Genomic DNA, 22,948 nt, shown 5'->3' on the forward strand with positions numbered 1-22,948 from the left:
CATGCGCACCCAGGTCGTGATCGTAGGCGCCGGGCCGGCCGGATTGCTGCTCGGCCAGTTGCTGACGCGCCAGGGCATCGACAACGTCATCCTCGAACGCAAGAGCGCGGACTATGTGCTCTCGCGCATCCGGGCCGGCGTGCTCGAGCAGGGCACGGTCGATTTGCTGCGCGAGGCGGGCGTCGGTGGGCGCCTCGCCGAAGAAGGCCTGCCGCATGACGGCTTCTCGCTCGCCTTCGAAGGGCGCCTGCAGCGCGTCGACCTCAAGAGCCTGACCGGCAAGCAGGTGACGGTCTACGGCCAGACCGAGGTCACGCAGGATCTGATGGAGGCGAGGCAAGCGGCCGGCACCACGACGTTCTACGGGGCCGAGGACGTTCAGCTCCATGATTTCAACGGTTCATCGCCGCGCGTCAGCTTCATCCACGAGGGCAAGCGGCGCGAGATCGCCTGCGACTTCATCGCCGGCTGCGACGGTTTCCACGGGATCTGCCGCGCTTCGGTGCCGGCGGGGGCGATCGAGACCTTCGAGCGCGTCTATCCCTTCGGCTGGCTCGGCTTGCTGGTCGATCGGCCGCCAGCGGCGCATGAACTGGTCTATGCCAGCTCGCCCTTCGGCTTCGCGCTGTGTTCGATGCGCTCGCAGACCCGCAGCCGCTACTATGTCCAGGTGCCGCTCGACGAAAAGGTCGAAGCCTGGTCGGACGAGCGCTTCTTCGACGAGTTACGCCGGCGCGTGCCGGAGGAAGTCGCGGCGGCGGTGATGCCCGGGCCGTCACTGGAGAAGAGCATCGCGCCGCTGCGCAGCTTCGTCGCCGAGCCCTTGCGTTTCGGCCAGCTCTTCCTCGCCGGCGATGCCGGCCATATCGTGCCGCCGACCGGTGCCAAGGGCCTCAACCTTGCGGCGAGCGACGTGCATTACCTGTTCGAGGCGCTGCGCGAGCACTATGCCGAGCGCTCCGATGCCGGGCTCAATGCCTATTCCGGCAAGGCGCTGGCGCGGGTCTGGAAAGCGGTGCGCTTCTCCTGGCAGATGACCAACCTGCTCCACCTCTTCCCGGAGGCGAGCAGCTTCGACCAGAGGATCAGGCGGGCCGAGTTCGACTATCTGACGCAGTCGCAGGCCGCGCTCACCAGCGTGGCAGAGAACTATGTCGGCCTGCCCTATTGAGGCTGGGTAGGTCTGCCCTCACCGCGGCGGCAGCTTCTCGTGTCTCGGAATGCCTGGAGGCACATGGTCCCAGGGCTGGGCGACCGAATGCCAGAACACCATCTCTGGCTTGTAGCGGCCGGGCTCGTCGAGGCTGCCGGCGCGGACGATGAACAGGTCGGGAATGTCCGGAAAGGTCAGATAAACGGGAGAGCCGCAGGTCGGGCAGAAGGCACAGCGCTTGACCGTGCCGCCCTCGCCGACAACGTCCCAGGTGCTCGCCTTGCCCTCGACCGTGACCGGCGCGCCGACGAAGCTCAGATAGGAGCTGTGGCCGGTGCCGCTTTGCTGCTGGCACTGGCGGCATTGGCAGTCATTGCTCTCGATCGGCTCGGCCGCGATCTCATAGCGGATCGCGCGGCAGGCGCAGCCGCCCGTGTAGGCATAGCTCATCGTCATTCTCCAGGAAGGGATGCTGGGCAGCCGGGGCAGTCCTGCGGCGTCAATTGTCCTCGCCGGCGACGTCGCCGAGGCGGGGCAGAATAGTCTTCCAGCCACGCCCCATATTCGTGAACGCGGCCTCGTTGCGTGGCAGTTCGAAGCCGGAATGGACGAGGCGCACGCGGGTGCCGCTCGCTGCCTTGGACAGTGTCCAGGTGACGACGGTGTCAAGCCGGGAGCCGTAGCCGGCATTGCCGTCGTCGCCGCCCCTCCAGGAATAAGCCAGGCGCTCGTTGGGGATGACGTCCAGCACCTGGCAGTGGATCGTCCCGTCCCAGGCGCCTGCCGGCGTCGTCTTGAAGGTGAAGCGCGTCCCCTCGACCGGAGCGAAGCCGAAGGGCTCCATGATCCAGCGGGCGATCAACTTGCTCGAGGTCAGGGCCTTCCAGATCGTCTCCGGCGCATGCGGAAGGATTTCGTCGACGACGATCTCCTGCGTGGCGGGCTGCAGGTCGATGGCGGTCATGGGTCCATCTCCTTGAGAAGGGTGCGGAGGTTGGCGAAGCGCTCGCGCCAGAAGACGCCGTAATGGCCGATCCAGTCGACGAGCGGCGCCAGCCCATCCGGCTCGGCGCGATAGAACACGTTGCGGCCCTCAGGCCGCTCGGCGACGAGGCCGGCCTGCTTCAGCGATTTGAGATGCTGGGAGATGGCGCCCTGCGTCACGCCGCTGCCGCGGGTCAGCTCCGCCACGGTGATCTCGTCACAGGCCGAGATCCGCTCGAACACCGCTCGCCGTGTCGGGTCGGCGAGTGCGCGCATGACAGTGGAGACGGAAGCGACTTCGAACATGCCAATCAATTAGCCTGCGCTAATTAATTAGTCAATGCTAATTTATTTGAGCACTGACGCGCGCCATCGGCGGCACGGCCGGGACGAAAGCCACCGATGCTCCCGAACGCTTCGCCCCAAGGCGCTCTTCAGCAGCCCTGACAGATATCCTCGATGCTGATGATGTCGCCTCGCCGAGATAGAGCCGACCTACGCCTGGATGATCTCGGGCGGGGTCTTTCCGGGACTGGCCATCCGGTGGACGCAGCCGATCGCCGCGCACTGATGCATGAGAATGGTCGCGTCGTCGCGCATCACCTGCGCGGTGTCGCAGACCTCGCCCTGATGCTCAGCGCGATGATTGCGCCAAGCGGGACGGCAGCCGCCGCTCGGATCACACTCCAGCCCCTTCGGACGGCAACGAGGCAATCCGAATCAGGCGAGGAATGTTGAGATAGCAGATCGTTTTACGAGTCGGCAGGTCGATCAATCCCTGCGCACGAAATGTGGCGAGCGTCCGGCACGCAGTTTCCAGCGTCATCCCGAGATAGTCTGCGATATCATTGCGCGGGATAACGACACGAAATGCATTTGGGAGCACAGGATCCCGGGGAAGGTGCTCGCGGATCTGGAGCAAGAACCAAGCCATTCGGCATGTCGCGCTCTTTTTTCCCGTCGCAGCCAAAAGGCGGAGGGAAGCCTGAAGAGCTTGATCGGTGCCGCTCGGCTCAGGCGCGGCAATGTCCTCGCGAGGCCGCAAGGTGCATCGCGTCAAGGTTTCAGCGGTGTAGCGCTGCAAGGCTGAAGGCGCGATGACGCTTCCGGGCCAGAAGAATGTCACGATCTGGCGAGTCCCGTCGCTCCAGAGCCGAACGGCCCTGATCGCGCCATCGACCACTTCGATGGCGTGGGGCAGGTGCTCGTCTTGCCAGAAAAGAACGACGTTGCCGGGAACGAGCCGGAGTCGAGGATCTCGGGCCGGTGGCCGGATCAGGCTCTTTGTAGCTAAAACTCCGGAAAAATCTGTATGGCGAGAGTCGTCAAGCGTTAGCAACATTCGTCTAACCTCAATCCCGCAGCCGACTAATATCAATACCGCAACGACATGATGTTCCTTGCGGTGCCGGTTCTCGACTGGGTTTCCGAGGTAGGCTGTAGGTGGTAGCAGCGGCTCCCCTGACGTGACATGGGCAACGGGTCGGTCGTCAGCGGTGCTCGCCTGGCGCCGCGACCTCATTCTCGGCTGAAATTCGGCTCAAGAAGCCCTACGAGCGACGGGTCGTCGAACGACAGGGTTAGGGCTCGCCTCGGCACCTCGCATGTACAATCTACGCATTATAGGCTGGGCGCTGAGCGCGCTCGGGCATGCGTGAGCCGCTCGGTGTCGATGAGGCCTGCCAGTGCTCCTGGCGGGCATTCGCGTAGTGGCGGGACCAGGCGTCGAGCATGAGCAGCCGCCAGAGGATCACGCCGAAGCCTCGACCTCGGCCGGATCCATGGGTCTCCAACAGGCGCTCGACCGCCGGCACGTTCCAGTACCGGCTGGCCCGGCTTTCGGGGGCGAGCAGCCGGTCCTGAACCATCGCCCGGCCCGCCGCGCTGCGGAACCAATCGTCGAGCGGCACGCCGAAGCCGCGCTTTTGGGCTTGAAGCGTCGCCTCCGGAAGCAGCCGGGGACCGAGCGCCCTGAGCGGCAGCTTCCCATGTGTGCGATTGATGAGTGCCGAGCGCGGAAGCCGCGCTGCCCACTCGACCAGCCTGACATCCAGAAACGGTGACCGGACCTCGATGGAATGCGCCATGGATGCCCGGTCGACCTTCACCAGCACGTCGTCGGGCAGATAGAGACCGTAGTCCAGCCGCTGCTGGCGGGCCGTGACGCCGGCGCCGCTGCTTCTTTGCCATCTCTCCCATATCGGCCTGCCCGCAATTCGCAAGCTCGGCCGCAGGTCCGGATGAACGATGCCGCCCAGTACCGGATCGTCGGGTGATTCATCGAACGCGGCCGCGCAACCATGGTCAGGCAAAGCGAGCTTCGAGAGTCGGTATCGAGCGAGCGAGCCTTGCGGCAGAAGCCGGCTCGCCATCCGAAGCGGGCCTCCCATCCGCCCGGCGGCCTTGATCACGCCGGCGCGGTTCAGGGCCTCGATGTAGCGGCGATAACCCGCGAACATCTCGTCGCCGCCATCTCCGGACAGAAACACCGTGGCGTGCCCGGCCGCTGCCTCGCAGAGCGTGAAGAAGGGTAGCGCAGAGGGATCGCCGAAGGGCTCGTCGAAAAACCAGGACAGGCGGTCCACGTCGGCGAGCCCGCCGGACCGCTGCGGGACGATGCGGTGCTGCAATCCCACATGGTTCGCAGTGAGCGAGGCGAGCTTGCTCTCGTCCCATCCCTCCTCCGCAAAACCGATCGTGAGGGCGAGCGGCGCCACCTCGGACTTCGCCGCCATGGCGGCGACCAGCCCGCTGTCGAGGCCGCCCGAGAGAAAGAGACCGACCGGAACGTCGCTGCGAAGGCGGATGCGGACGGCGTCGAGGAGCAGGTTTTCAAGCTCGTCCAGTTCCGCCGGCGTGATCGGCCGGCGACCCGGATCATCATTGAGCGCCAGGCTCCAGTAGGGCCTCGAATACGCCGCCCCCGGCCGGTCGAGCGTCCCCGCGAGCACGTGGCCTGGTGGTAGCTTGCTGTGGCCCTCGAAAATGCAGGTTTCGCCGGGCAGATAGCCGAGCGCCAGATATTGAGCGACGGCGTCGCTGTCGACGCACTGGTCGGCATTCGGCTCGGCGACCAGCGCCTTCAGCTCGGACGCGAAACGCAGGCTGCCGTCGGCGACGGTGTAATAGAGCGGCTTCACGCCCAGCCGGTCTCGAGCCAGCACGAAGCTGCGGGCCTCTGTGTCCACGAAGGCGAGCGCGAACATGCCGTTCAACAGCGGAAGCGCCTCCGCGCCAGACCGCATCAGCAGCCGAAGCAGAACCTCCGTGTCGGAACCACTGCGGAAACGCTCTCCGGCGCGCTCCAGGTCCTGGCGAAGTTCGAGATAGTTGTAGATCTCGCCGTTGAAGACCAGCCAGTAACGCCCGTCCTCGCTGCGCATCGGCTGATGCCCCGACGGGCTGAGATCGAGGATGCTGAGGCGCCGGAAGCCGAGTTCCCAGCCGTCCCCGCTCTCGATCCCGGCATCGTCGGGGCCGCGGTGACGCAGCTGCTCGACCATCCGTAAGGTGGCCTCGTGCGCCCCCCGAGGACGTCGTCCGAACCATCCGCAAATGCCGCACATCGGTGATTGCCTCTATATTTCCTGCAGACGCGCAGCGTGCGCCGATCGTCGGCACGTCTCGGTCCGGCGATCACGCAGCCTCGATGGCACAAGCAGGCGCCATAGACGGCGCTTCGGATATGACACGCGTCAACTCCTCAGTGCGGAACCCCGTCAGCTTGGGTGCCAAAGCGCGCAATCGTGCCGAACGAGACCGCGAACCCGTTCGAGCCCGCAACTTCGAGCCAGGAGCAGTCCGGATCATGCTTGACGCTACGATTGCGTCCGAAACTGCGGCCAACCGGGCGACCGCCTTGCGCAACGCCTCCGCGGCCGCCGAAACCGCGCCCCAATTCGGATCCGCCGATCGGCGGATGCGGTGGTGCTTCTACTCGCCCGGCTGGCGCTCCCTGAGGGTCCTGGCCGGGGATACGAGCATGTCAGGGGGCGCGGAAGCGCAAGTGGCTCATCTCGCGGCCGCCATGGCGCAGCGCGGACACGAGGTGAGCCTGATCTATGGCGATGGGGAGGGATGCGCGCCGCCAACGACCATCGCAGGGGTTCTCTGTCTCGACGCCGCGCCCTCATGGCGCAGGCCTTCGAGCGCGGCCCGGCTCTGGCGGGCGTTGAAAGATGTTTCGCCGACCGTCCTCTATGCGCGCCTGCCCGACGACTTTCTCTGGCTGGTTGGGCTGATCGGCCGGCTCCGCAGCCGGACGCGCTTCATCTACGCCCTCGCGCATGACGATCACTGCAAGCCCTGGTCCACCTACCGACATCGGCCGTGGTTCCATAATCCGCTCTATGCGCTCGGGCTGCACAGCGCGGATGCGATCGCGATCCAGCATGAGGGACAACGAACCCGGCTGCCGCATCGGCTACGAGGGCGAACCGTCGCCGTGCCGAACCTGTTGAGGTCGTTCGCTTCCCGGCCGCGGCCATTGGAGGGCGCCCAGATCGACGCCCTCTGGGTTGCGCAGATCCGTCCCGAGAAGCGCCTGGAGCGGTTTCTCGACCTCGCCGGATCGTGCCCGGGCCTCCGTTTCAGCGTCGTTGGCGGGTTCGACCCGACCTTGCCCCGCGCGACGCGCTCCGATCTCGAACGCAAGATGCGCTCGCTGAGCAACGTCACCTTCCTGGGCCCGACGCAAGCCGCTGAAATCATGGCGCTCCTCGAAGACAGCAAGGTTTTGGTCAACACGTCCGAAGCGGAAGGCTTTCCTAATACGATGCTGGAGGCCTGGAGCGTCGGCGTTCCCGTGCTGTCGCTAGCGATAGACCCTGGACACGTGATCGAAACGCAAGCGCTGGGAAGGGTCAGCAGAACGACGGCGGGCTTGCGGAGCGATCTGCACCTTCTGACGAAGAACGGTATCCTGAACCAAGAAATGGGCAAGCGCGCACTGGATTATGTCAGGCGCCGACATAACACGACGACGGCCTGCGACCTGCTGGAAACGGCCGCTCTCGGCCGGCAGGTGAGCGTCCCGGTCGACGGAACCGCCCAGTTGCAGGACGCAATGCCATGAGCGCCGGAAGCTGGGTGGGGCGGAACGCGATGTTCGGCATCCTCGCAGCCGGGATGGTCTTGCTGGCGGTCGTCATCGCCGGGCTCCTCTTTCTCAGGAACCCGCTGGCGCCGCTCCTGCTCATCGGCATGGCCGTGGCCGGGGCGGTCGGATTGCTTCTGCTGCAGCGACCGCTCACGACGACGTTGATCGCCTGGTTCCTGATCCTTCTTCCACCCGGTGACCTTCGCTTCGACGAGAGCGCTTACGCGCTTGCGGCGAACGGAGCCGTCGCGGCGACCCTGGGCGTCGGGATGGCCCGAGCGATGGGCCGGCCGATATCGATCCAGTGGAACGCCACCTGCCTGCTCGTCCTGCTCTATATCTTGTGGGGTGCGGTGACGATGCTTTGGGCCCCCGACCTGATCGAAGCGCGCCGCAAGCTGGTGGCCTGGACGATCAGCTTCATCCTCCTGCTCATGATCACAAATCAACTCCGGTCCCTTGATGCGCTCGACAGGTTCATGAAAATGTTGAGCGCAATGGGCTGGCTGCTCGTTGCATGCGCAATATTTACAATTATTTTTACTGAATATGACTTTAAAGAAAGATTGAAAGTATTCGAGATCAACGAGAATGTTTTTGGCTTGATGCTCATCACGACGCTTCCCGGCGTCATGTGGCCTGTTCTGCGCTCGTCAGGTTCGCGGCGGGTTGCCATGATGGCCCTGAGTGTCGTGTTCCTCCTCTGCGTTTTACTCGGCACGGCGCTGAGCGGGTCGCGCGGCAGCTCGCTCGCGGTTCTGCTGTTGCTGCTCGCCTTCCTGTTTGGAAAATCGACCCGAGCATGGGGGATCACCGGCCTCGTCCTCCTCCTCTGTACCGCTGTCGCCGCGCCGTTCTTCTTCGAGACGATTTCCCAGCGGTTCTCCGCCGAAGAGGGCGGCGAGCTGGGCGGGCGAGAGCTGCTGTGGCAGGCGAGCCTTCAACTGCTCCGCGATTATCCTGCGACGGGAGTCGGCATCGGCAATGGCCCGTTCGCGCTGCACCCTTATCTGGCTGCGCTGACCACCGCGACCAACCACCGGCTCGACTTGCCGAGCCATCAGCCCTTCCTCGAAGTCGCCATCGAGACGGGGCTCTTCGGCCTGCTCATATATGTCGCCATTTTGGCGTCGGCGCTTGCAAGCTTCGTCAGATATCGCGCCATGGCGAGGCGGGAGATGCCGAGCGCCTACTACGCAATCATGGTGGGCGTCTGCGTCGCCTATGCGATGGCCTGGATCAAATCGGGAGGGCTCGAGATCCACGCCAGCCTCCTCGTTATTCTGGTACTGCTTCTGGCCCCATCGCTCATCGCAAAGGCGGAAGCCGAGGAAACTATCGCTGAATGGCGGCCGGGGGAGCCTTCTCCCCGTAATCGATTACCGACGAGCCTCGCCGATGCGACCGGCTAGCGCCATGCTGACCAGCATATCCGTCCACGGCAATCCGAGCATATCCGGTTGCACGTGCGAAGAGGCACGCGACAGCGGCGAACGGAAGCGGCTGCGGCCGGTGGACGCGCGCCCGCCGGAGCGTTGGACTGGAGCCTCGCATTCCGACCAGCGCGACGAAGCCGACCCGACAGCGCTCAACGCCGCCGCAGCTTCTGCGCGAACAGGCCCGGAGGATCACTCGGGAAGCCGCCGCTTCTCCGTGAACGTCTTGAGCAGCGTCGGCTTCATCACGCTCAATGTCGGGCTGATGGCCTGGTACGTACCGTTCCTGGTGAGCAATCTCGGGCTCGCCGCTTATGGAATGCTGGCGCTGGCCAATTCTCTGGTCATCTATCTTGCGGTCGTGACCGACAGCCTGAATGGTTCCGTCTTCCGCTATTTGGGGATCGATCTCAATCAAGGCGACGTCAGGTCAGCGAACCGGACGTTCAACAGCGCCCTGATCCTGGCCGTGCTTGCCTCCTGCTTGCTGCTCGTCCCGATCGCCGCCACCTGCTACCTGTTGCCGCTCATGTTCCAGATTCCGCCGGACCTGGTTGCGGGGACCAGGTTCGTTCTGGCCGCGGTTGGCGTGACCGCGATGACGGCGCTTGTCGGCGGGGTTTTCGGCGTGTCGAGCCTCATCCGTCACCGGTTCGATCTGCGCAACATCGTCCGGTCCTTGGTCGCGTTGTGCAGGATCGGCGTCGTGGTGCTTCTCTTCGCCGCCGAGCCTCCAAGTCTCGTCCATGTCGGGATTGGCTTCATCCTGGCAGCCGCCATCGGCCTGGCGGGGGATGTTCTCCTATGGAGGAAACTGACGCCTGAGCTCTCGATCAACCCTCGCCTAATCGAAAGCGCGCGATTTCGTCCTCTCATCGGCCTCAGCGCTTGGTCGGCGATCAACGTCATCGGCGTTCTGTTCATCATGCAGGTCGATGTCATCATCGTTAATCAGCTATTGGGGCCTGAAGCGACAGGACGCTATGCTTCGATCTTACTGTTTCCGGTCCTGATCTACACCATGGGCGAAGCCGTGCTCCCGGTGTTGAGTCCCGCCATCATGGCGCACTACGCGACAGGCAACAAACAAGCCCTTCAAGAGCTGGCAAAGCGCTCCGTCAGGCTTCTCGCCATCTGGCTTGCACTGCCGATCGGCCTTCTCTGCGGCATGGGGGCGCCGCTGCTGGCGTTTTGGCTCGGCCCTGCCTTTGCGGATCTCGAAACCGTTCTGCTCCTTCTCGTCGCGCCCCTGACGATCAATCTGGCCACGCGGCCCCTCTCCTACGTGCTGACGGCCTACAACGAGGTCAAAGCTCAGGGACTCGTGACGCTCGCCCTTGGCGCGGCAAACGTCGTCTTGGCCATAGCGTTCGTGCGGGCCGGTCTGGGCCTCGCCGGCGTTCCGGCCGCCGCGGCGCTCGTCTGGACCATGCGGAATGTGCTCTTCGTGTCGAGCCGTAGCGCCGTCCTTCTGGGGCTTCGCTGGTACGCCTTCAATGGTCACCTCGCCATCGGCCTGTTGGGAATGGCCGGCGTGGCGGCACTCGGCCGAATCCTCTGTGCGCTGTGGTGGCCGACAGGCTGGCTCTCGCTCGCCTCATTCGCAGCCGTGATCGCGCTCGCTTATGGCGCGTTCGCCTACTTTGTCTTCATGACAAAGGCCGATCGCGAACTGGTGTCGAGCGTCTTTGCGAGGAGGAGCACATCATGACCTCCGACCCCAGGACACGAGCTCTGGAGCCCCCCGCGTCGGCGCGCCGCTTCCAGCCGCCGACGCCGCTGGACATCACCATGCCGGGTGCAGCGGATCGCCATGGCGAAAGCTTCACGGTCCAGCCCGAGCCGGTCGCAGTGCTGATCGGCCAGCTCTCGCAAGGCGGCAGCGAACGCCAGCTCTTCATGTTCCTGAGCCACTGCGACCGCACGCGCTGGGCTCCGGTGGTCTACGTTTCAGGCGAGCTCGGGTTCTGGGAAGAGCATATCCGCTCGCTCGGCATCCCGGTACGGCTCCTCACGGGGAGCCGGCTCGCGAAGATGCGCCAGCTTCGTGCGGCCTGCGCGGCTCAGGGCGTCAGATACTTCTTCTCGTGGTCCTCCTACACAAATCCGTTCGGCCTGGCCCTTCTGGGCATGGACGTCTGGTGCATCGGCTCCTTCCGGAACGCGCTGTTCGCGGATCTGCCCGCTCGCCTCAGGCCATTTTGGGCCTGGGCGAGCCTTTCGGCGATATCGCTCGCCGTCTGCAACTCCAGGGAAACCTACGACGAGATCGCACAGATAAAGGCCGCGCGTCCCAAGCCTGTCTACATTCCGAATGGCGTCGAACCACCAACGCTCGATCAGATCGCCCTCTGGCGCGCGACGTGGCGCGCGCGGCTCGGGATTGGAGACGACACGGTCCTCGTGGTGGGCGTTGGCCGCCTTGTGCAGCAAAAGCGGTTCGATCGCTTCATCGAGATCATCGGGAGGGCGCGCAAAGAAGTTCCCGTCGAGGCAGTCGTCGCCGGCAAGGATTTTGGCTGTCTTCAGGATCTCGAGCGCCAAATCGCTCAGTCGAACCTGAATGGGGCGGTTCGATTCATTGGAGCGGTCCCGGACGCCCGGGAGCTGATTTCTGCCGCGGACATTCTCCTGCTTTCATCCGAGCACGAAGGCATGCCCAACGTCGTTCTGGAGGCCATGTCGGCGAGCGTGCCGGCCGTCGTGACCCGGGTCAACGCTGTGGCCGATCTGATCGAGCACGGAACAACCGGCTTCATTGCAGATCACGACGCAGACGAACTCGCGCGGCATGTGGTCCGTCTGGCCAGGGATTGCGGGCTTCGTCGCCAGGTCGGCGAACGCGCACGTTCCGCCGTCATTCTCCGGCACGGTTCGCGCGCCATCGCCCATCAGCTTTGGGCGTTGTGCGACGCGGGAAACACTGGGACATAGTGAGATGAGACTTGCCGTCTTCGTTGATCAAGTCTTCTGGCTCGACGGCTCTCGGCTTTCTACCGACGAGTCCTATATCCTGTTTCCCTCCAGCTTCAACGAATTTGCCGATGAAATCGTCTTCATCGGCCGGCTCTCGCCGACCACTGGGCGGGCCCCCTACCCTCTGAGGGGAAGACGGCTTTCGCTGTTCGCCATGCCGTTCTACAAGAATCTCTATCAGTTCTGGCGCAATGACCCCCGCATATACTGGACAATCGCGAAAGCTGTCCGCCAGGAGGCAAAGACCTGGGATGCGCTCCTGGTCTGCGGCCCCAATCCGATCGGACACATCATCGCTCGGGTATGCATTTCGCTCGGCGTCCCCGTGCTGCCCGTCGTGCGTCAAAACTTCATCGAACAAATGAGCGCCCATCGAGGCCTCAAGCGCTGGGCCGCTCTGGCGGCAGCCCGCATCCTGGAGTGGGATTTCAGGCGCATCGCTCGCGATCGGACGGTGTTCACGGTCGGCCAGGAGATGGCCGACGAGTACGGCCGGTTGAGCGGCCGGGTTCACAACCATTTCCCGTGCCTAGTGGACAGCGCTCAGTTCGAGCTCTTCTCGAAGATGTCCGCGGGCAAGGATCCCACGCGTCTCATCAATGTCTGCCGCTTGGCCCCTGAGAAGGGGCACAAATATCTCTTCGCAGCGCTCGTCGAGCTGAACCAGCGCGGTCTACGCTGCCACGTCGATCTCGTCGGCACGGGCCCCATCGAGCAGGAATTGCGAACGCTCGCCGCAAAACTCGGAATAGCCGAGCAGGTCACATTTCACGGCTACGTTCCCTACGGCCCGTCCTTGTTCGAGTTGTACCAGAAGGCGGGTGCCCTAGTCTTGTCGTCGACGACCGAGGGCTTCCCTCAGGTCGTCAATGAATCGCTTTCCATTGGGCTGCCGACGATCGCGACCAGAGTGGGAGGGATCCCCTCCTTCCTGACGCATGGCGAAACCGCCCTGCTGGTTCCGCCGCAGGATTCGTCTGCCCTCGCCAATGCGATCGAGAGCTTTGTCCACGATGCCGCATTGCGAGACCGGCTCAGGAAACGTGGCCGCGCCCTGATGCGCGACAATACGCTCGAGGCTAACCGCGACCGAATCCTGGAGGGCATTCGTGAAGAAATCGCTCGGCAGAGAGCATAGTTACCGGTCGGCCCTCCTGGACTATCCCGGCGGGATCGTTCCGGCCCGCCCGACGGTCAGCGTCGTGGTGCCGACCTACGATGAAGCCTCGGGGCTGGAGCAGCTCGTCGGCGACATCATCGCCCAAGACTATGATGGGATCGTCGAGATCTTCTTCGCCGACGGCTGCTCGAAAGACGGAACGTACGCGACCTTGCTCGATCTGGAGAGGTGGAACCGCAAGGTTCGCGTCTTGCGCAATAGCAATGGGCAGACCGCGGCGGGCATCAATCTGGCCTTCAGCCAGGCGACGGGGGATGTGATCATACGTCTCGACGCACATGCCCGCTTCGAGCCCGACGTGGTTCGCAGGAGCGTGGAATGCCTGATGCGAACGGGGGCCGCGGGCGTGGGCGCGATCGCGCGTCCGGCCGAGAGTCGAACGCTCGTCGGTCGCGCCATCGTGAGTGCCCACAAAAGCCCGTTCGGGGTCGGGGTTGCGAAGTTTCGCAAGGAGGGGGCGGAAGGCTGGGCGGATACGGTCTGGAACGGATGCTATTGGCGGCATGTCATCGATCAGGTCGGGCCTCTGCGCGAGGATCTTCACCGGGCCGAAGACAATGATTTCAACGCCCGTGTTCGCAAGCTCGGCTACGGGCTCTACCTGTCCCCCGACATTCGCGCGCTCTATCAGCCGCGGCGGACGTTCGGAGCTCTGTGGCGGCAGTACTTCGCCAATGGCGTGGGTGTCGCCCGGGCAGCTCTCAGCAGCTCTGGAGCGGTGGCGTTACGACATTTCGCGCCGCTGGTTCTGATCCTGCTCCTGGTCCTGCCGGCATTGCTTTCGTTGGTTTTTCCGCCAGCGCTGCTCATCGCAGCGGCAGCCCTGCTCGGCTACGCGACCGTTCTCCTCCTATCCGTGCTGCTCGCGGGCCGCGAGGAGCCGACCCTTCACGTCGTACTCCTGCCAGCAGCACTGGCGACACTCCATCTCAGCTATGGATTGGGGACGTGCTGGGGTTTCGTTCGAGGCGCGTTCGACCGGATGAAGCCGGGCAAAGGCACCCGCACTCCTGCTGCGCAATCGCAAGAACGTGTCGGTCTGTAGCGCGACCGGGGCAGAACTGGCCCAGCGAGTACCAGCCGGCGGGATCGCGCGGGCCTTGTTGACGAACATCAAGATATCCGCCGCCCAAACATGTGACTGGCGTTCGGTGTGCCAGGTAGGAACATGGAGCCCCGGCATGAAGCGCCGCTACATGCCATCGCGTCGTTCACTTATCCGAAGCGCGGGTATGGGGCTGCTGGCGTCCACCGGACTGACGGCGCGCTCCGCTCTGAGCACCGGGGCGCGCGATGAAACAGTCCACTTCGTCGCGCCGACCGGCGACGACGCTGCTGGAGACGGCTCGATCGGCTCGCCATGGGCGACCTTGCAGAAGGCCTATTCGGCCGCAACGGCCGGTACCACGATCATCCTGCGCGGCGGGAGCTACGATCTCACCGGCCCCTCGGGCATCCACCTCAGCGGACGGTCAGGGACCTCCGGCAATCCCATCACGATCCGGAACCACGATACCGAAGCCGTCATCCTGAATGGCTCCGGCCTGTCCTCCGCCAAGGACAGCTACAGCAGCCCGACCGATGCCGGTGGCTACGTATTATCGCTCTACAACGTGTCCAACCTCATCATCAGAGGCCTGGACATCCGAAATGGCCCAATGGGGGGCGTGATCCTCGATGGGGGACGTTCGCTCGACGAAGGATCGCACAACAATGTTTTTGAGAACCTCAGCATCCATGGCAATGGCTGGAATGGATCGGAGGGCAAGGGCTTCTCGCTGTTCGGCTACGCGACCGATAATCTGCTGGTGAATTGCGACAGTTACTTCAACGCCGATATCGAGAACACGAACGCCGACGGATACCAGATCAGCCCTTGGGGCCCGGCCTCGACAGGCAATACGTTGAGAGGCTGCCGCGCCTGGCAGAACTCCGACGACGGCTTCGATCTGTTCAACGTGAACGACAATACCCAGTCCCCGCCCGTCGTGCTCAGCCGCTGCTGGGCTTGGCAGAACGGCTTCCTTGCCGATGGATCGCAGGGCAAGGGTGAAGGGAACGGCTTCAAGCTGGGCGGTCAACGGCTAGCGGCGAAGGGCAACACCAGCGGCACCTCCGGCGGGCACGCTGTGACCGACTGTTACGCCTGGGGCAACGTTCTGAACGGCTTCACAGACAATGCCGCGACGGTTGCCTGCACAGTCGCGAATTGCACAGCCTACGACAACTGCCGCAGCACGGACGAGAACGGACGGCCGTCCGAGACCTGGACGCGCGACTTCTACTTTCCGACGCCGGCAGGGCACGTACTGACGGGCAATGTCGCGTTTCGACCCGCTGGCCGCGAAGCGCAGCTTGCGGCCGAGAATACCGACCGAAACAACTCCTGGACGCAATCGCCTCCCGTGTCCTCGGCAAGCTTCGTTTCTCTCTCCGACGCTGCTGCAAGGGGTCGACGGCCGGCGGATGGTTCCTTGCCTGAAACGGCGTTTCTCCGGCTGGCTGCAGGGTCAAACCTGCGGAAACCGGGACCAGACTCGACCCCACTGTAGGCCAGCCCATCGCGGCCTGAGGCGAGCCCGCGCGGCTCATCGTCAAGCACTAAGCCCGGGAAGGAAGCCTCGCCGGACGGACAAGTCGATGAATGCGGGTCGATCGGGCGACTTAATCTGAGCCGAGGCAAGAATCTTTTCCGATTGCCACAGCCCAGGGAGTAAGGAAAAGACATGCAGTACGCGGATATAAAAGGCAAGAATACCCTTGTCATTGGAGCGACCGGTTTCATTGGATCACACCTTGCTTCAGCGCTGGCCCTTCACGGGTCAAATGTTGTTTGCGTCTCTCGGAATATCAATAATCACGACCTCTTGATCGCAGCAAATGTGACGTGGGATGAGTGCGACGCGAGCAAAAGAGCAGACGTCGAAAGGATTATCAGTGAACACAAACCTGATATCATCTACCACCTCACCAGCGATAGCAAAGGCGGTCGCGATATAAACCTTATCCCGGACAGCCTACAAAATGATCTGATATCGACAACTAATATTCTTTTGGAATCTGCCCGACACAGAAACATTCATGTCATCATGGCAGGTTCATTTGAAGAACCCGGCAAAGATGATGAATTTCCTTACTCACCTTATGCCGCAGCTAAATCAGCCAGTACGTCCTATGCCAGAATGGTTTCTTCGCTCAGCGGATTGGAAGTATCCATTCTTCGGCTCATGATGGTTTATGGACCTCGTCAAAAGTCCTATAAGGTATTACCTTATGTCATCAACAAATTGCAAGATGGTCAATTAGCAGAACTCGGCAGCGCCCGGAGGGTTCTTGACTGGGTTTATGTTGATGACGTTGTTGACGCATTTCTCCGTGCCGGATCCTTGCCATGGACAAGTGCCGATCCAATCGACATCGGCACGGGATCATTGATGAAATTGCGGGATTGCATCGAGATAATCGGCGACTTGATGGGGCGGCCGGAGCTCCTCAGTTTCGGAGCCATAGAAGACCGCGCCCTAGAACGAGAGGAGCCCGCAAATATCGAACCAGCGCAGATCAAGCTAGGATGGAAGGCTAGAACCAGATTTAAAGACGGAATAAGAGCCACAATTGATAGTATAATATATTCAAAGAATTTCACTATATACATCAGCGCAGCCGTCTTAATTTAGACTTGGCGAAGGAATTTTGGACCTACACCGTAGCGCGATCAGCACTCTCCTGCGTGCCACCGGTCGAAATCGAATGCTCCTGTAAAGCCAGCTCGGCCTGACGGAGCAGATCCTCGGCAAGTCGATCGGAGGTGAACGAGGCCGCCCTGGTGCGCCCTCGCTCTGCCATTGCGGCGACGTTTTCCTGGTTTTGGGGATCGAGAAGCCATGAGAGCGCGCCCACATACCCTGACGCCGTTCCATCCACGACGAGCGCGTGTTGGCCATCCTCAAGGTGATCCGAGATCCCCAGCCCGCGCGCCACCACGGTGGGCTTACCCAGATACATGCTGTTGAGGTAGGTTTGCTGCCCAACCGAGCGCTTCATCCCCTGCTGCAGAGGAACCACGCTTGCGCGTGCCGTGCGGAGCAGACGGATAAATTCGGCGTGCGATGTGCTGGTGCGTTTGGCAAGGACGATGTCGACGTTCGGCGGCACCGGTTTCGGACTCGTCCAGGCCGTTGCCAGAACGAATCGGGTATCCGGGAACTGGCGCGCGGCCTCGACTAGGGGCGCATAATCGCGTCCACTATCCCCGCCGGCGAAGATATGTGTTCCGTTCGGAAGCGGCGGCCCTTCGAGTTCCTGTGCGGACAGGTGATAGTAGCAAAGGGCTATCCCGACCTTGTCCGGGTCGATCCCCCACAAGGCGCAGAACGCCTGCTTGTCGTCCTGAGAGTAGACCACATACCGATCCACGGCCCGATCTACGAGGCGAATCGCCAGTTTTTCGAGGAGCCCCCTGAGCCCCGTGTTCGGCTCCCACATCTCGCCGATGAGCATCAATGCCGATCGGTATCGCCGCGGCAGAAAGCTGAGGATCACGCAGGCCAGAAGGTCGGGGTAGATGACCCCTGACGAGCTGTTCAGCATGAGAACGCGCTCGCGGCGGGCAGAGCGCAGGATCCTCACCAGGGTGATCAACTCCTTGGCGACGGCATGCGGTCCGGAGCGGGGATAGGGCAGCTCAACGGTCCGGACTCGGCCCTGCCACGCTGTGAACCACATCGTCGACGCGAACCCATGCTTCCTCGTCTCTGTCCGAAGGTCCGCGGCTGCGATCGATGACATGCCGGTGCTCCCGTCTCAGATCGATCGATGAATCCGAATACTACCGCGCCAGATCGCGCCGACGCGAGCAAGATTACCTTTTGGCAAATGAGCCCCTGCTGCCTGATCGACCAGCGGCGAGAGGGCTCACTGCACTGCCGCGGTCGCGACCTGATCGGCGCGCGCGACGACCTCGATCGCGTCACCCGGCAGCAAGGCAGCATCTTCCGACGCCGGGAGACGATCCCATCCCTCCCCGCTCCTGCGGATGATCGTGATTGCCGGACGGGCTCCTCTGTTGGCAGCGTCCACCGACGCCATTCGTCCGTAGACCTGTAACTTCTGGGCCGCCGCCTCGAGCCTGGTTCTCATCTCGCCGGTTCGCAATTGCGATTCCTTTATGTCCCGCAGAACTTCCAAGCGGCGCTGCGTGTCGAGCTTTTCGAGGCGGAACAGGTACTCGTCCCGTTGCTGCTTCGTCTGACTCAACGTTGATATCGTCTGGAGATGCCGGGTCGACGACAGCAAAACCGCTCTCCGGGCGTCCGTCACTCGTCCGCTGACGAGACTGCCCGAACCGAAGAGCTTGTTGACCCGGTCGAGCTCGTCGATGTCGGTTTGAAGGCCTTGCGCCTCCTTCTTCTCCTGGGTCGTCAACGTTTCAATCTGCTCGCCGGCCGTGCGAGCCGCACTCTGGAGATGCGCCTTTTCGTTCTTGTACTCGCGCAGCCGAATGTTGAGGTAGCTGGTTTCTGTCCGGAGATACTCGCTCAAGGTCGCAGCCGGTATTGGCGTTTCCACGAGCCGCTGTTCCTTGATGCTCTCCGATCCCTCGAGCTCCGCCGCAAGCCGCCATGCGTGGACCTGCTCCCTGGCCAAGGCAAGAGCTGTGGTACGGTATTCGCGCTCGACCTCGACCACCTCCACGCCGATGCTCGCGGCGCGCCCTCGGACCGTACTGACGCCGCCGGAGAGGACGATCGCGTGTCGGGCCGTCATCTGGGGACGATAGGGATGCTGGCCCGGTTGCAAGACGTCGCCGTTCACATAGACAGGCCTGTATTCGGCGACAGCCACGGCCACGTCGCCGGGCTGGAGCAATACGACGTGGTCGCGCCCGTCAGAAGTTCTCTGGCGCAAGACTTTCGCGGCCAGCGCCATTTCGACACGAGCCCGGACATCCGCGGGCGTAGATCCCGCGGCGGCGATGGCGCCGACGATTGGAAGCGTGATCGTGCCGTCGAGCTGGATCGGAACGCGTTGCTTCAAGTCCGGCATGCCGGCAACGGTAATCTCGACGATGTCGCCGGGCGAGAGCTGATACTCTGCCCGACATGGAACGAGCGCGCTGAGAAGCACCAGCCCAACTGCGGCCAGGAATGCCCCGGTTCGGCCGCCGCGTATATGTCGACGCATCATATGAATGGCTCCGGTTCGCGTGAGCAGCAGACGTCACGGGGCAGCGTCTTCCGGACCTGCCCCGTGACGTCTGCTCCGCTCACGTCATGAAGTGGCTATGGCGGCGCACTTGCCCCGCCGCCAGACGATTGCGCCACCATTCGATCGTTCGGCCGAGCCCCTCGCGCAGGCTGATCCGCGCCGCCCATCCTGTGGCGGACGCGAAGCGGCTGCTGTCGGCCAAGAGCGCGCGCACCTCGGAGTTCGCAGGGCGCATGCGAACGCTTTCCTGTTCCACAGGCTTCGAGCTTCCACACAGATCGAGAACGAGATCAATGACTTGAGCCACCGTCACCGCCCTCTGGCTACCGGCATTGTAGGCCCGCCCGAACTCGAGATTCGTCGCACTGCCCGCGGCCAGGAAGGCACGCACCGTGTCCTCGACATAGGTGAGGTCTCGGACTGGCGTCGTGTCCCCGACCCTCACGGTCTCGCAACTCGGATCGAGCGCTTGCCGGATGAGCGTCGAGATGAGTGCACGCTCGCTTTGGCGGGGGCCGAAAGTATTGAAAGGACGGAGCGTCACGACCGGCAAGTCGAATGATCGCGCGAAGGCCTCGGCCATCATGTCGGCTCCGATCTTGGAGGCCGAGTAGGGCGACTGGCCCTGTAGCGGATGGTCCTCCGAGATTGGCATCCTGAGCGCGGTGCCATAGACCTCGCTGGTCGAGGTGTGGACGACGCGCTCAGTCCCCAACCGACGGGCGGTCTCCAGCACGTTCAGTGTGCCCAGGACGTTTGTTTCGACATAGGTCTGCGCCGCAGCGTAGGAATGCGGAATGGCGATCAGCGCCGCGAGATGGAAGACGACGTCCTGGCCCGGCATGATCCGCCCGACGAAGGCCGCATCCCGGACGTCGCCGCGCACGAGATCCAGGCGCCCCTTCGTGCCGCTCGATGCCTCGTCGAGCCATCCGTTACTGTCGAAGGAGTTGTACAGGGTCAGCGCGGTGACGTTGGCTCCCTGACTCGCGAGGGCCTCGGTCAGATGCGAGCCGATGAACCCGTCGGCCCCGGTGACCAGAACATTGACGCCGTCATAGGTCATGGCACGAGCCCTTTCGTTACACGGAAGCCGGGCTGGCACCCGCGCTCGCGCCTCGGTTCTGCGGCCCCGACTTGACTGCGACCAGGCCAGCGTGGGCCGCTGGAACATAGCCGCCCACAGCCAGGGCGCCTCGCAGCATGATGATGAAGTCCCTCATCAAGGTCCTGTTCTTGAAATATTCGAGATCGATGCTCGCCTTCAGGGGAAAGAGGACAGCTCTGTAGAACAGATCAGGAGCCACATCGCCCGGAAACGCATCGGCTTCATTTCGGAACATGATTTGACATGGGCCGATCAAGCCGGGCTTGAAGTTCAACAAATCTTCCCACCCACTCTGAAAACAGTCAGCGAAGGCAAGGCTTTCTGGACGTGGCCCAACGATCGACATCTCGCCTCTCAGCACGTTCCAGAGCTGAGGCAGCTCGTCGAGTTTCGTGGCCGCGAGAATGCTTCCGACAAATGTGAGCCGAGGATCCTTCTTGAGCGTCAGAGGGCTGCCGGCCCTCCCCGCGTCAGCATGAAATTTTCTAAACTTGTACATGTAGAAATATCTGCCGCCTTTGCCGATCCGAACCTGACGAAACAAGACCGGACCTCCGGATTCGAGCCACACCGCAGCCGCCACCAGCAGCAGGAGCGGAGCGAGAAACAACAGGGCCAGGCAAACCAGACAGATGTCGAGCGCACGGCGCGCACGGTCCGCGGCGCTACTCGGGCCTTCAGCCTTGGACAAGGTCGTTACGATCATGGCGACGACACCCTCACGGACAGGTTCGATGGAGAGGCGCCATAGGCGCCGCGGAGAGAGGCTGCTCCGGCAAAGCCCGGCTCGGCCTCCAAAGCTTCCGCGAGACCGCGCGTGACGATCCCGACGTCCGCGGGCTCCATCCGTGGATGGAGCGGCAATGTGAGTTCGCGGGCTGCAAAGTCTTCCGTCTTCGGCAGCGAAACGTTCGGATAGAGCGCGCGATAGAAGGAGAGATGGTGCGTCGGGGGATAATGGATGGTCGTCTGGATGCCGGCCTCGCGCAGACGATCGATGATGTTCTGCCGTTCGGCCGACCGCGGCAGCAGCACCGGCATGATGTGGTGCACCGAGGCCCGTCCGGTGTCGAACGGCACCGTCACCATCGGACATTGGGCCTCGATCGAGCGCCGATAGAGCTGCGCAAGGTCTTTTCGCTTCGCGTTCCACCGCTCGACGTGACCGAGCTGGACGAGGCCGATCGCAGCCCTCAGCTCGTCCAGCCGATAGTTGAAGCCCAGCATCGTCACGTCATAGATCGGGTTTTTGCCCGACCGCCTTTGAAAGGTGCCGCTGGTCAGCCCGTGGCCGCGGGCCCGCCGAATTCTGTCGAGAAGCTTCTCGTCGCGGGCCAGGATCGCCCCCCCCTCGGCCGTGGTCATGTTTTTGTTGCCGTAGAAGCTGAAAGCGGCCGCCACCCCCAGGGTGCCGACTCCCGGAAGCACGGTGGCATGCGCCGCGTCCTCGACGATCAGCAAGCCACGTTCCGCCGCGAACGCCCGCCATGGCTCGGGATCGATGAGGTAGCCGGCAAAGTGCACGAGGATGATCGCCTTCGTTCGGCTGGTGCACTTCGTCGCCGCATCCTCCAGGCACATCAGCGGCGTGTCCGTCGACGCGATATCGACGAAAACTGGCTTCGCTCCGACGTAGAGGACGCAATTCGCGGTCGCCACGAAGGTCAGCGCGGGCACGAGCACCTCATCGCCCGGACCGATCCCAAGCGCGTGCAGGATCAAATGGAGGCCGGCCGTACAGGAACTCACCGACACGGCATCGTCGGCACCATGGGCCTTGGCGAACGCCCGTTCGAAGGCGTTGACCCTGTCGCCCATGGTGATCCAGCCGCTGTCGATGACCTCGGCCAGGGCAGCCTTCTCTTCCCAACCGAGCGTAGGCTCCGACACAAGCAACATGAAATACTCCTCACATTCGGCGGCACGGGCTGCGGGTTGCGGCAACTCTGAAGACCGCTGGCCCGCCTAGGCGACGAAGGACGGCGCCCGCTCTTCCCACTTGATTTCCTGAGCGCGGTGGAAATCCTCGACCCGGCCGACATCGAGCCAGAGTCCCTCATGCTTGTAGACGTGGATCGGCACGTCTTTCTCCAGCAAGCAATGAGCAAGATCATCTAACCCGAAGGGTATTCCGGGCGGAATGTACTTAATTACCTCCGGCTCCATGCAGTACACACCCATGCTGACGCAATTCAAAAGCGTCGGCTTTTCTGTGAATCTGGTGACGGCGCCATTTTGATCTTCGATTATCCCGAAATCCATCGGAGTGGAGCGAACGGTCGTCGCGATGGTCAGCGGCGCGCCGTGCTTCCGATGGGTCATGGCGAGCGCTTGCAGGCTGAGATCCGTGAGGACGTCGCCATTCAGCATCAGGAAGGTACCGTCCAGGGCTTCGCGCAACAGAGTGAGCGGCCCTACAGTCCCGAGCGGCTCGATTTCCTGCGTATACTTGATGTTGATGCCCCACTGACTTCCGTCGCCGCAGAAACTCCGGATCAAATGACCGAGGTATCCCGTGGTGATGTAGACATCTTCGACATTATTCCGGCGGAGCCATTGTAAAAGAAGCTCCAGGACCGGCCGTGCGCCGATCGGCATCAGCGGTTTCGGAAGAACCGAGGTGTAAGGCATGAGGCGTGTGCCTCTGCCGCCCGCTTGAATCACAGCTTTCAATTGAGCCTCCTCTGAACTGAGGTGAGGCTAGGACGGCAAAATCGGCCCGTGTTGATCACAATCAAGTTGCATCGGCCGAGCAGCCGTAAGCGTTCAATAGCGTGCAGCGTCCAGGCTCGTGCATCCTTTGGGT

The 22,948-nt window shown here is 63.0% G+C and carries 21 protein-coding genes; 9 read left to right on the plus strand and 12 right to left on the minus strand.

Annotation, left to right across the window (positions count from 1 at the left end):
* The first annotated feature begins 1 nt into the window (after position 1).
* Positions 2–1,171, plus strand: a complete 1,170-nt coding sequence (gene pobA, locus BLM15_RS08000) for a 4-hydroxybenzoate 3-monooxygenase (RefSeq protein ID WP_126111986.1) — start codon at positions 2–4, stop codon at positions 1,169–1,171.
* Between the two features lie 18 nt (positions 1,172–1,189).
* On the opposite strand, the gene BLM15_RS08005 is transcribed toward pobA, so the two are convergent.
* From BLM15_RS08005 to asnB, 6 genes are all read right to left on the minus strand, one after another.
* Complete coding sequence (locus BLM15_RS08005) at positions 1,190–1,603, minus strand: GFA family protein (protein ID WP_126111988.1); 414 nt, start codon at positions 1,601–1,603, stop codon at positions 1,190–1,192.
* Positions 1,604–1,652: 49 nt separating this feature from the next.
* Complete coding sequence (locus tag BLM15_RS08010) at positions 1,653–2,117, minus strand: SRPBCC family protein (RefSeq protein WP_126111990.1); 465 nt, start codon at positions 2,115–2,117, stop codon at positions 1,653–1,655.
* Positions 2,114–2,443 carry an ArsR/SmtB family transcription factor gene (locus BLM15_RS08015; RefSeq protein ID WP_126111992.1) on the minus strand — a complete coding sequence of 110 codons (330 nt, stop codon included), beginning with the start codon at positions 2,441–2,443 and terminating at the stop codon, positions 2,114–2,116. The genes BLM15_RS08010 and BLM15_RS08015 overlap by 4 nt, the downstream gene beginning before the upstream one ends.
* 189 nt (positions 2,444–2,632) lie before the next feature.
* Complete coding sequence (locus tag BLM15_RS32315) at positions 2,633–2,737, minus strand: cupin domain-containing protein (protein ID WP_442859435.1); 105 nt, start codon at positions 2,735–2,737, stop codon at positions 2,633–2,635.
* 79 nt (positions 2,738–2,816) lie between these two features.
* The gene (locus tag BLM15_RS08020; RefSeq protein WP_164547432.1) at positions 2,817–3,479 is read right to left on the minus strand and encodes a Crp/Fnr family transcriptional regulator; all 663 of its coding nucleotides are present in this window, start codon (positions 3,477–3,479) and stop codon (positions 2,817–2,819) included.
* A gap of 271 nt (positions 3,480–3,750) precedes the next feature.
* Positions 3,751–5,640: an asparagine synthase (glutamine-hydrolyzing) gene (gene asnB / locus BLM15_RS08025; protein ID WP_236846606.1), complete on the minus strand. Its 1,890-nt coding sequence runs from the start codon at positions 5,638–5,640 to the stop codon at positions 3,751–3,753.
* Between the two features lie 305 nt (positions 5,641–5,945).
* Here asnB and BLM15_RS08030 point away from each other — a divergent pair, with 305 nt between their 5' ends.
* From BLM15_RS08030 to BLM15_RS08065, 8 genes are all read left to right on the plus strand, one after another.
* On the plus strand, positions 5,946–7,211 hold the full coding sequence (locus tag BLM15_RS08030; RefSeq protein ID WP_164547433.1) for a glycosyltransferase family 4 protein: 1,266 nt from the start codon (positions 5,946–5,948) through the stop codon (positions 7,209–7,211).
* A complete protein-coding gene (locus BLM15_RS08035; RefSeq protein WP_126112000.1) occupies positions 7,208–8,647 on the plus strand; it encodes an O-antigen ligase family protein in 1,440 nt (479 codons plus the stop codon). Before BLM15_RS08030 ends, BLM15_RS08035 begins: the two co-directional genes overlap by 4 nt.
* A gap of 4 nt (positions 8,648–8,651) precedes the next feature.
* Positions 8,652–10,382, plus strand: coding sequence for a lipopolysaccharide biosynthesis protein (locus tag BLM15_RS08040; protein WP_126112002.1), 1,731 nt, complete (start codon positions 8,652–8,654; stop codon positions 10,380–10,382).
* Positions 10,379–11,605, plus strand: a complete 1,227-nt coding sequence (locus BLM15_RS08045; RefSeq protein WP_126112004.1) for a glycosyltransferase — start codon at positions 10,379–10,381, stop codon at positions 11,603–11,605. Before BLM15_RS08040 ends, BLM15_RS08045 begins: the two co-directional genes overlap by 4 nt.
* Before the next feature lie 4 nt (positions 11,606–11,609).
* A complete protein-coding gene (locus BLM15_RS08050) occupies positions 11,610–12,785 on the plus strand; it encodes a glycosyltransferase (protein ID WP_164547434.1) in 1,176 nt (391 codons plus the stop codon).
* Positions 12,757–13,872: a glycosyltransferase gene (locus tag BLM15_RS08055; protein ID WP_164547435.1), complete on the plus strand. Its 1,116-nt coding sequence runs from the start codon at positions 12,757–12,759 to the stop codon at positions 13,870–13,872. The genes BLM15_RS08050 and BLM15_RS08055 overlap by 29 nt, the downstream gene beginning before the upstream one ends.
* Positions 13,873–14,008: 136 nt before the next feature.
* Positions 14,009–15,379, plus strand: coding sequence for a right-handed parallel beta-helix repeat-containing protein (locus BLM15_RS08060; protein WP_126112010.1), 1,371 nt, complete (start codon positions 14,009–14,011; stop codon positions 15,377–15,379).
* A 174-nt stretch (positions 15,380–15,553) separates the two neighbouring features.
* Positions 15,554–16,504 carry an NAD-dependent epimerase/dehydratase family protein gene (locus BLM15_RS08065; protein WP_126112012.1) on the plus strand — a complete coding sequence of 317 codons (951 nt, stop codon included), beginning with the start codon at positions 15,554–15,556 and terminating at the stop codon, positions 16,502–16,504.
* 22 nt (positions 16,505–16,526) lie between these two features.
* On the opposite strand, the gene BLM15_RS08070 is transcribed toward BLM15_RS08065, so the two are convergent.
* The 6 genes from BLM15_RS08070 to BLM15_RS08095 all read right to left on the minus strand — a co-directional run bounded on the left by BLM15_RS08070 (position 16,527) and on the right by BLM15_RS08095 (position 22,815).
* Positions 16,527–17,615 (minus strand): glycosyltransferase family protein, encoded by a 1,089-nt coding sequence (locus BLM15_RS08070; protein ID WP_126112014.1) that lies wholly within the window; start codon positions 17,613–17,615, stop codon positions 16,527–16,529.
* Positions 17,616–17,741: 126 nt separating this feature from the next.
* Positions 17,742–19,013 (minus strand): polysaccharide biosynthesis/export family protein, encoded by a 1,272-nt coding sequence (locus BLM15_RS08075; protein ID WP_126112016.1) that lies wholly within the window; start codon positions 19,011–19,013, stop codon positions 17,742–17,744.
* A gap of 79 nt (positions 19,014–19,092) precedes the next feature.
* On the minus strand, positions 19,093–20,100 hold the full coding sequence (locus BLM15_RS08080; protein ID WP_126112018.1) for an SDR family NAD(P)-dependent oxidoreductase: 1,008 nt from the start codon (positions 20,098–20,100) through the stop codon (positions 19,093–19,095).
* A gap of 16 nt (positions 20,101–20,116) precedes the next feature.
* Positions 20,117–20,848 (minus strand): sugar transferase, encoded by a 732-nt coding sequence (locus BLM15_RS08085; RefSeq protein ID WP_126112020.1) that lies wholly within the window; start codon positions 20,846–20,848, stop codon positions 20,117–20,119.
* The gene (locus BLM15_RS08090; protein ID WP_126112022.1) at positions 20,845–22,041 is read right to left on the minus strand and encodes a DegT/DnrJ/EryC1/StrS family aminotransferase; all 1,197 of its coding nucleotides are present in this window, start codon (positions 22,039–22,041) and stop codon (positions 20,845–20,847) included. The genes BLM15_RS08085 and BLM15_RS08090 overlap by 4 nt, the downstream gene beginning before the upstream one ends.
* Positions 22,042–22,107: 66 nt before the next feature.
* Positions 22,108–22,815, minus strand: coding sequence for a nucleotidyltransferase family protein (locus BLM15_RS08095; RefSeq protein ID WP_126112024.1), 708 nt, complete (start codon positions 22,813–22,815; stop codon positions 22,108–22,110).
* Positions 22,816–22,948 lie beyond the last annotated feature (133 nt).

Source organism: Bosea sp. Tri-49, from assembly GCF_003952665.1.
GTDB lineage: Bacteria > Pseudomonadota > Alphaproteobacteria > Rhizobiales > Beijerinckiaceae > Allobosea.

What these genes read in the sequence shown, in the direction of transcription:
- BLM15_RS08040 (WP_126112002.1), top strand. Translation starts at nt 8,652, where the DNA reads ATGCTGACCAGCATATCCGTCCACGGCAATCCGAGCATATCCGGTTGC.
- BLM15_RS08065 (WP_126112012.1), top strand. Translation starts at nt 15,554, where the DNA reads ATGCAGTACGCGGATATAAAAGGCAAGAATACCCTTGTCATTGGAGCG.
- BLM15_RS08070 (WP_126112014.1), bottom strand. Translation starts at nt 17,615, where the DNA reads ATGTCATCGATCGCAGCCGCGGACCTTCGGACAGAGACGAGGAAGCAT.
- pobA (WP_126111986.1), top strand. Translation starts at nt 2, where the DNA reads ATGCGCACCCAGGTCGTGATCGTAGGCGCCGGGCCGGCCGGATTGCTG.
- BLM15_RS08005 (WP_126111988.1), bottom strand. Translation starts at nt 1,603, where the DNA reads ATGAGCTATGCCTACACGGGCGGCTGCGCCTGCCGCGCGATCCGCTAT.
- BLM15_RS08080 (WP_126112018.1), bottom strand. Translation starts at nt 20,100, where the DNA reads ATGACCTATGACGGCGTCAATGTTCTGGTCACCGGGGCCGACGGGTTC.
- BLM15_RS08050 (WP_164547434.1), top strand. Translation starts at nt 11,610, where the DNA reads ATGAGACTTGCCGTCTTCGTTGATCAAGTCTTCTGGCTCGACGGCTCT.
- BLM15_RS08030 (WP_164547433.1), top strand. Translation starts at nt 5,946, where the DNA reads ATGCTTGACGCTACGATTGCGTCCGAAACTGCGGCCAACCGGGCGACC.
- BLM15_RS08060 (WP_126112010.1), top strand. Translation starts at nt 14,009, where the DNA reads ATGAAGCGCCGCTACATGCCATCGCGTCGTTCACTTATCCGAAGCGCG.
- BLM15_RS08015 (WP_126111992.1), bottom strand. Translation starts at nt 2,443, where the DNA reads ATGTTCGAAGTCGCTTCCGTCTCCACTGTCATGCGCGCACTCGCCGAC.
- BLM15_RS08045 (WP_126112004.1), top strand. Translation starts at nt 10,379, where the DNA reads ATGACCTCCGACCCCAGGACACGAGCTCTGGAGCCCCCCGCGTCGGCG.
- BLM15_RS08085 (WP_126112020.1), bottom strand. Translation starts at nt 20,848, where the DNA reads ATGATCGTAACGACCTTGTCCAAGGCTGAAGGCCCGAGTAGCGCCGCG.
- BLM15_RS08090 (WP_126112022.1), bottom strand. Translation starts at nt 22,041, where the DNA reads ATGTTGCTTGTGTCGGAGCCTACGCTCGGTTGGGAAGAGAAGGCTGCC.
- BLM15_RS08020 (WP_164547432.1), bottom strand. Translation starts at nt 3,479, where the DNA reads ATGTTGCTAACGCTTGACGACTCTCGCCATACAGATTTTTCCGGAGTT.
- BLM15_RS08075 (WP_126112016.1), bottom strand. Translation starts at nt 19,013, where the DNA reads ATGATGCGTCGACATATACGCGGCGGCCGAACCGGGGCATTCCTGGCC.
- BLM15_RS08035 (WP_126112000.1), top strand. Translation starts at nt 7,208, where the DNA reads ATGAGCGCCGGAAGCTGGGTGGGGCGGAACGCGATGTTCGGCATCCTC.
- BLM15_RS08010 (WP_126111990.1), bottom strand. Translation starts at nt 2,117, where the DNA reads ATGACCGCCATCGACCTGCAGCCCGCCACGCAGGAGATCGTCGTCGAC.
- BLM15_RS32315 (WP_442859435.1), bottom strand. Translation starts at nt 2,737, where the DNA reads ATGCGCGACGACGCGACCATTCTCATGCATCAGTGCGCGGCGATCGGC.
- asnB (WP_236846606.1), bottom strand. Translation starts at nt 5,640, where the DNA reads ATGGTCGAGCAGCTGCGTCACCGCGGCCCCGACGATGCCGGGATCGAG.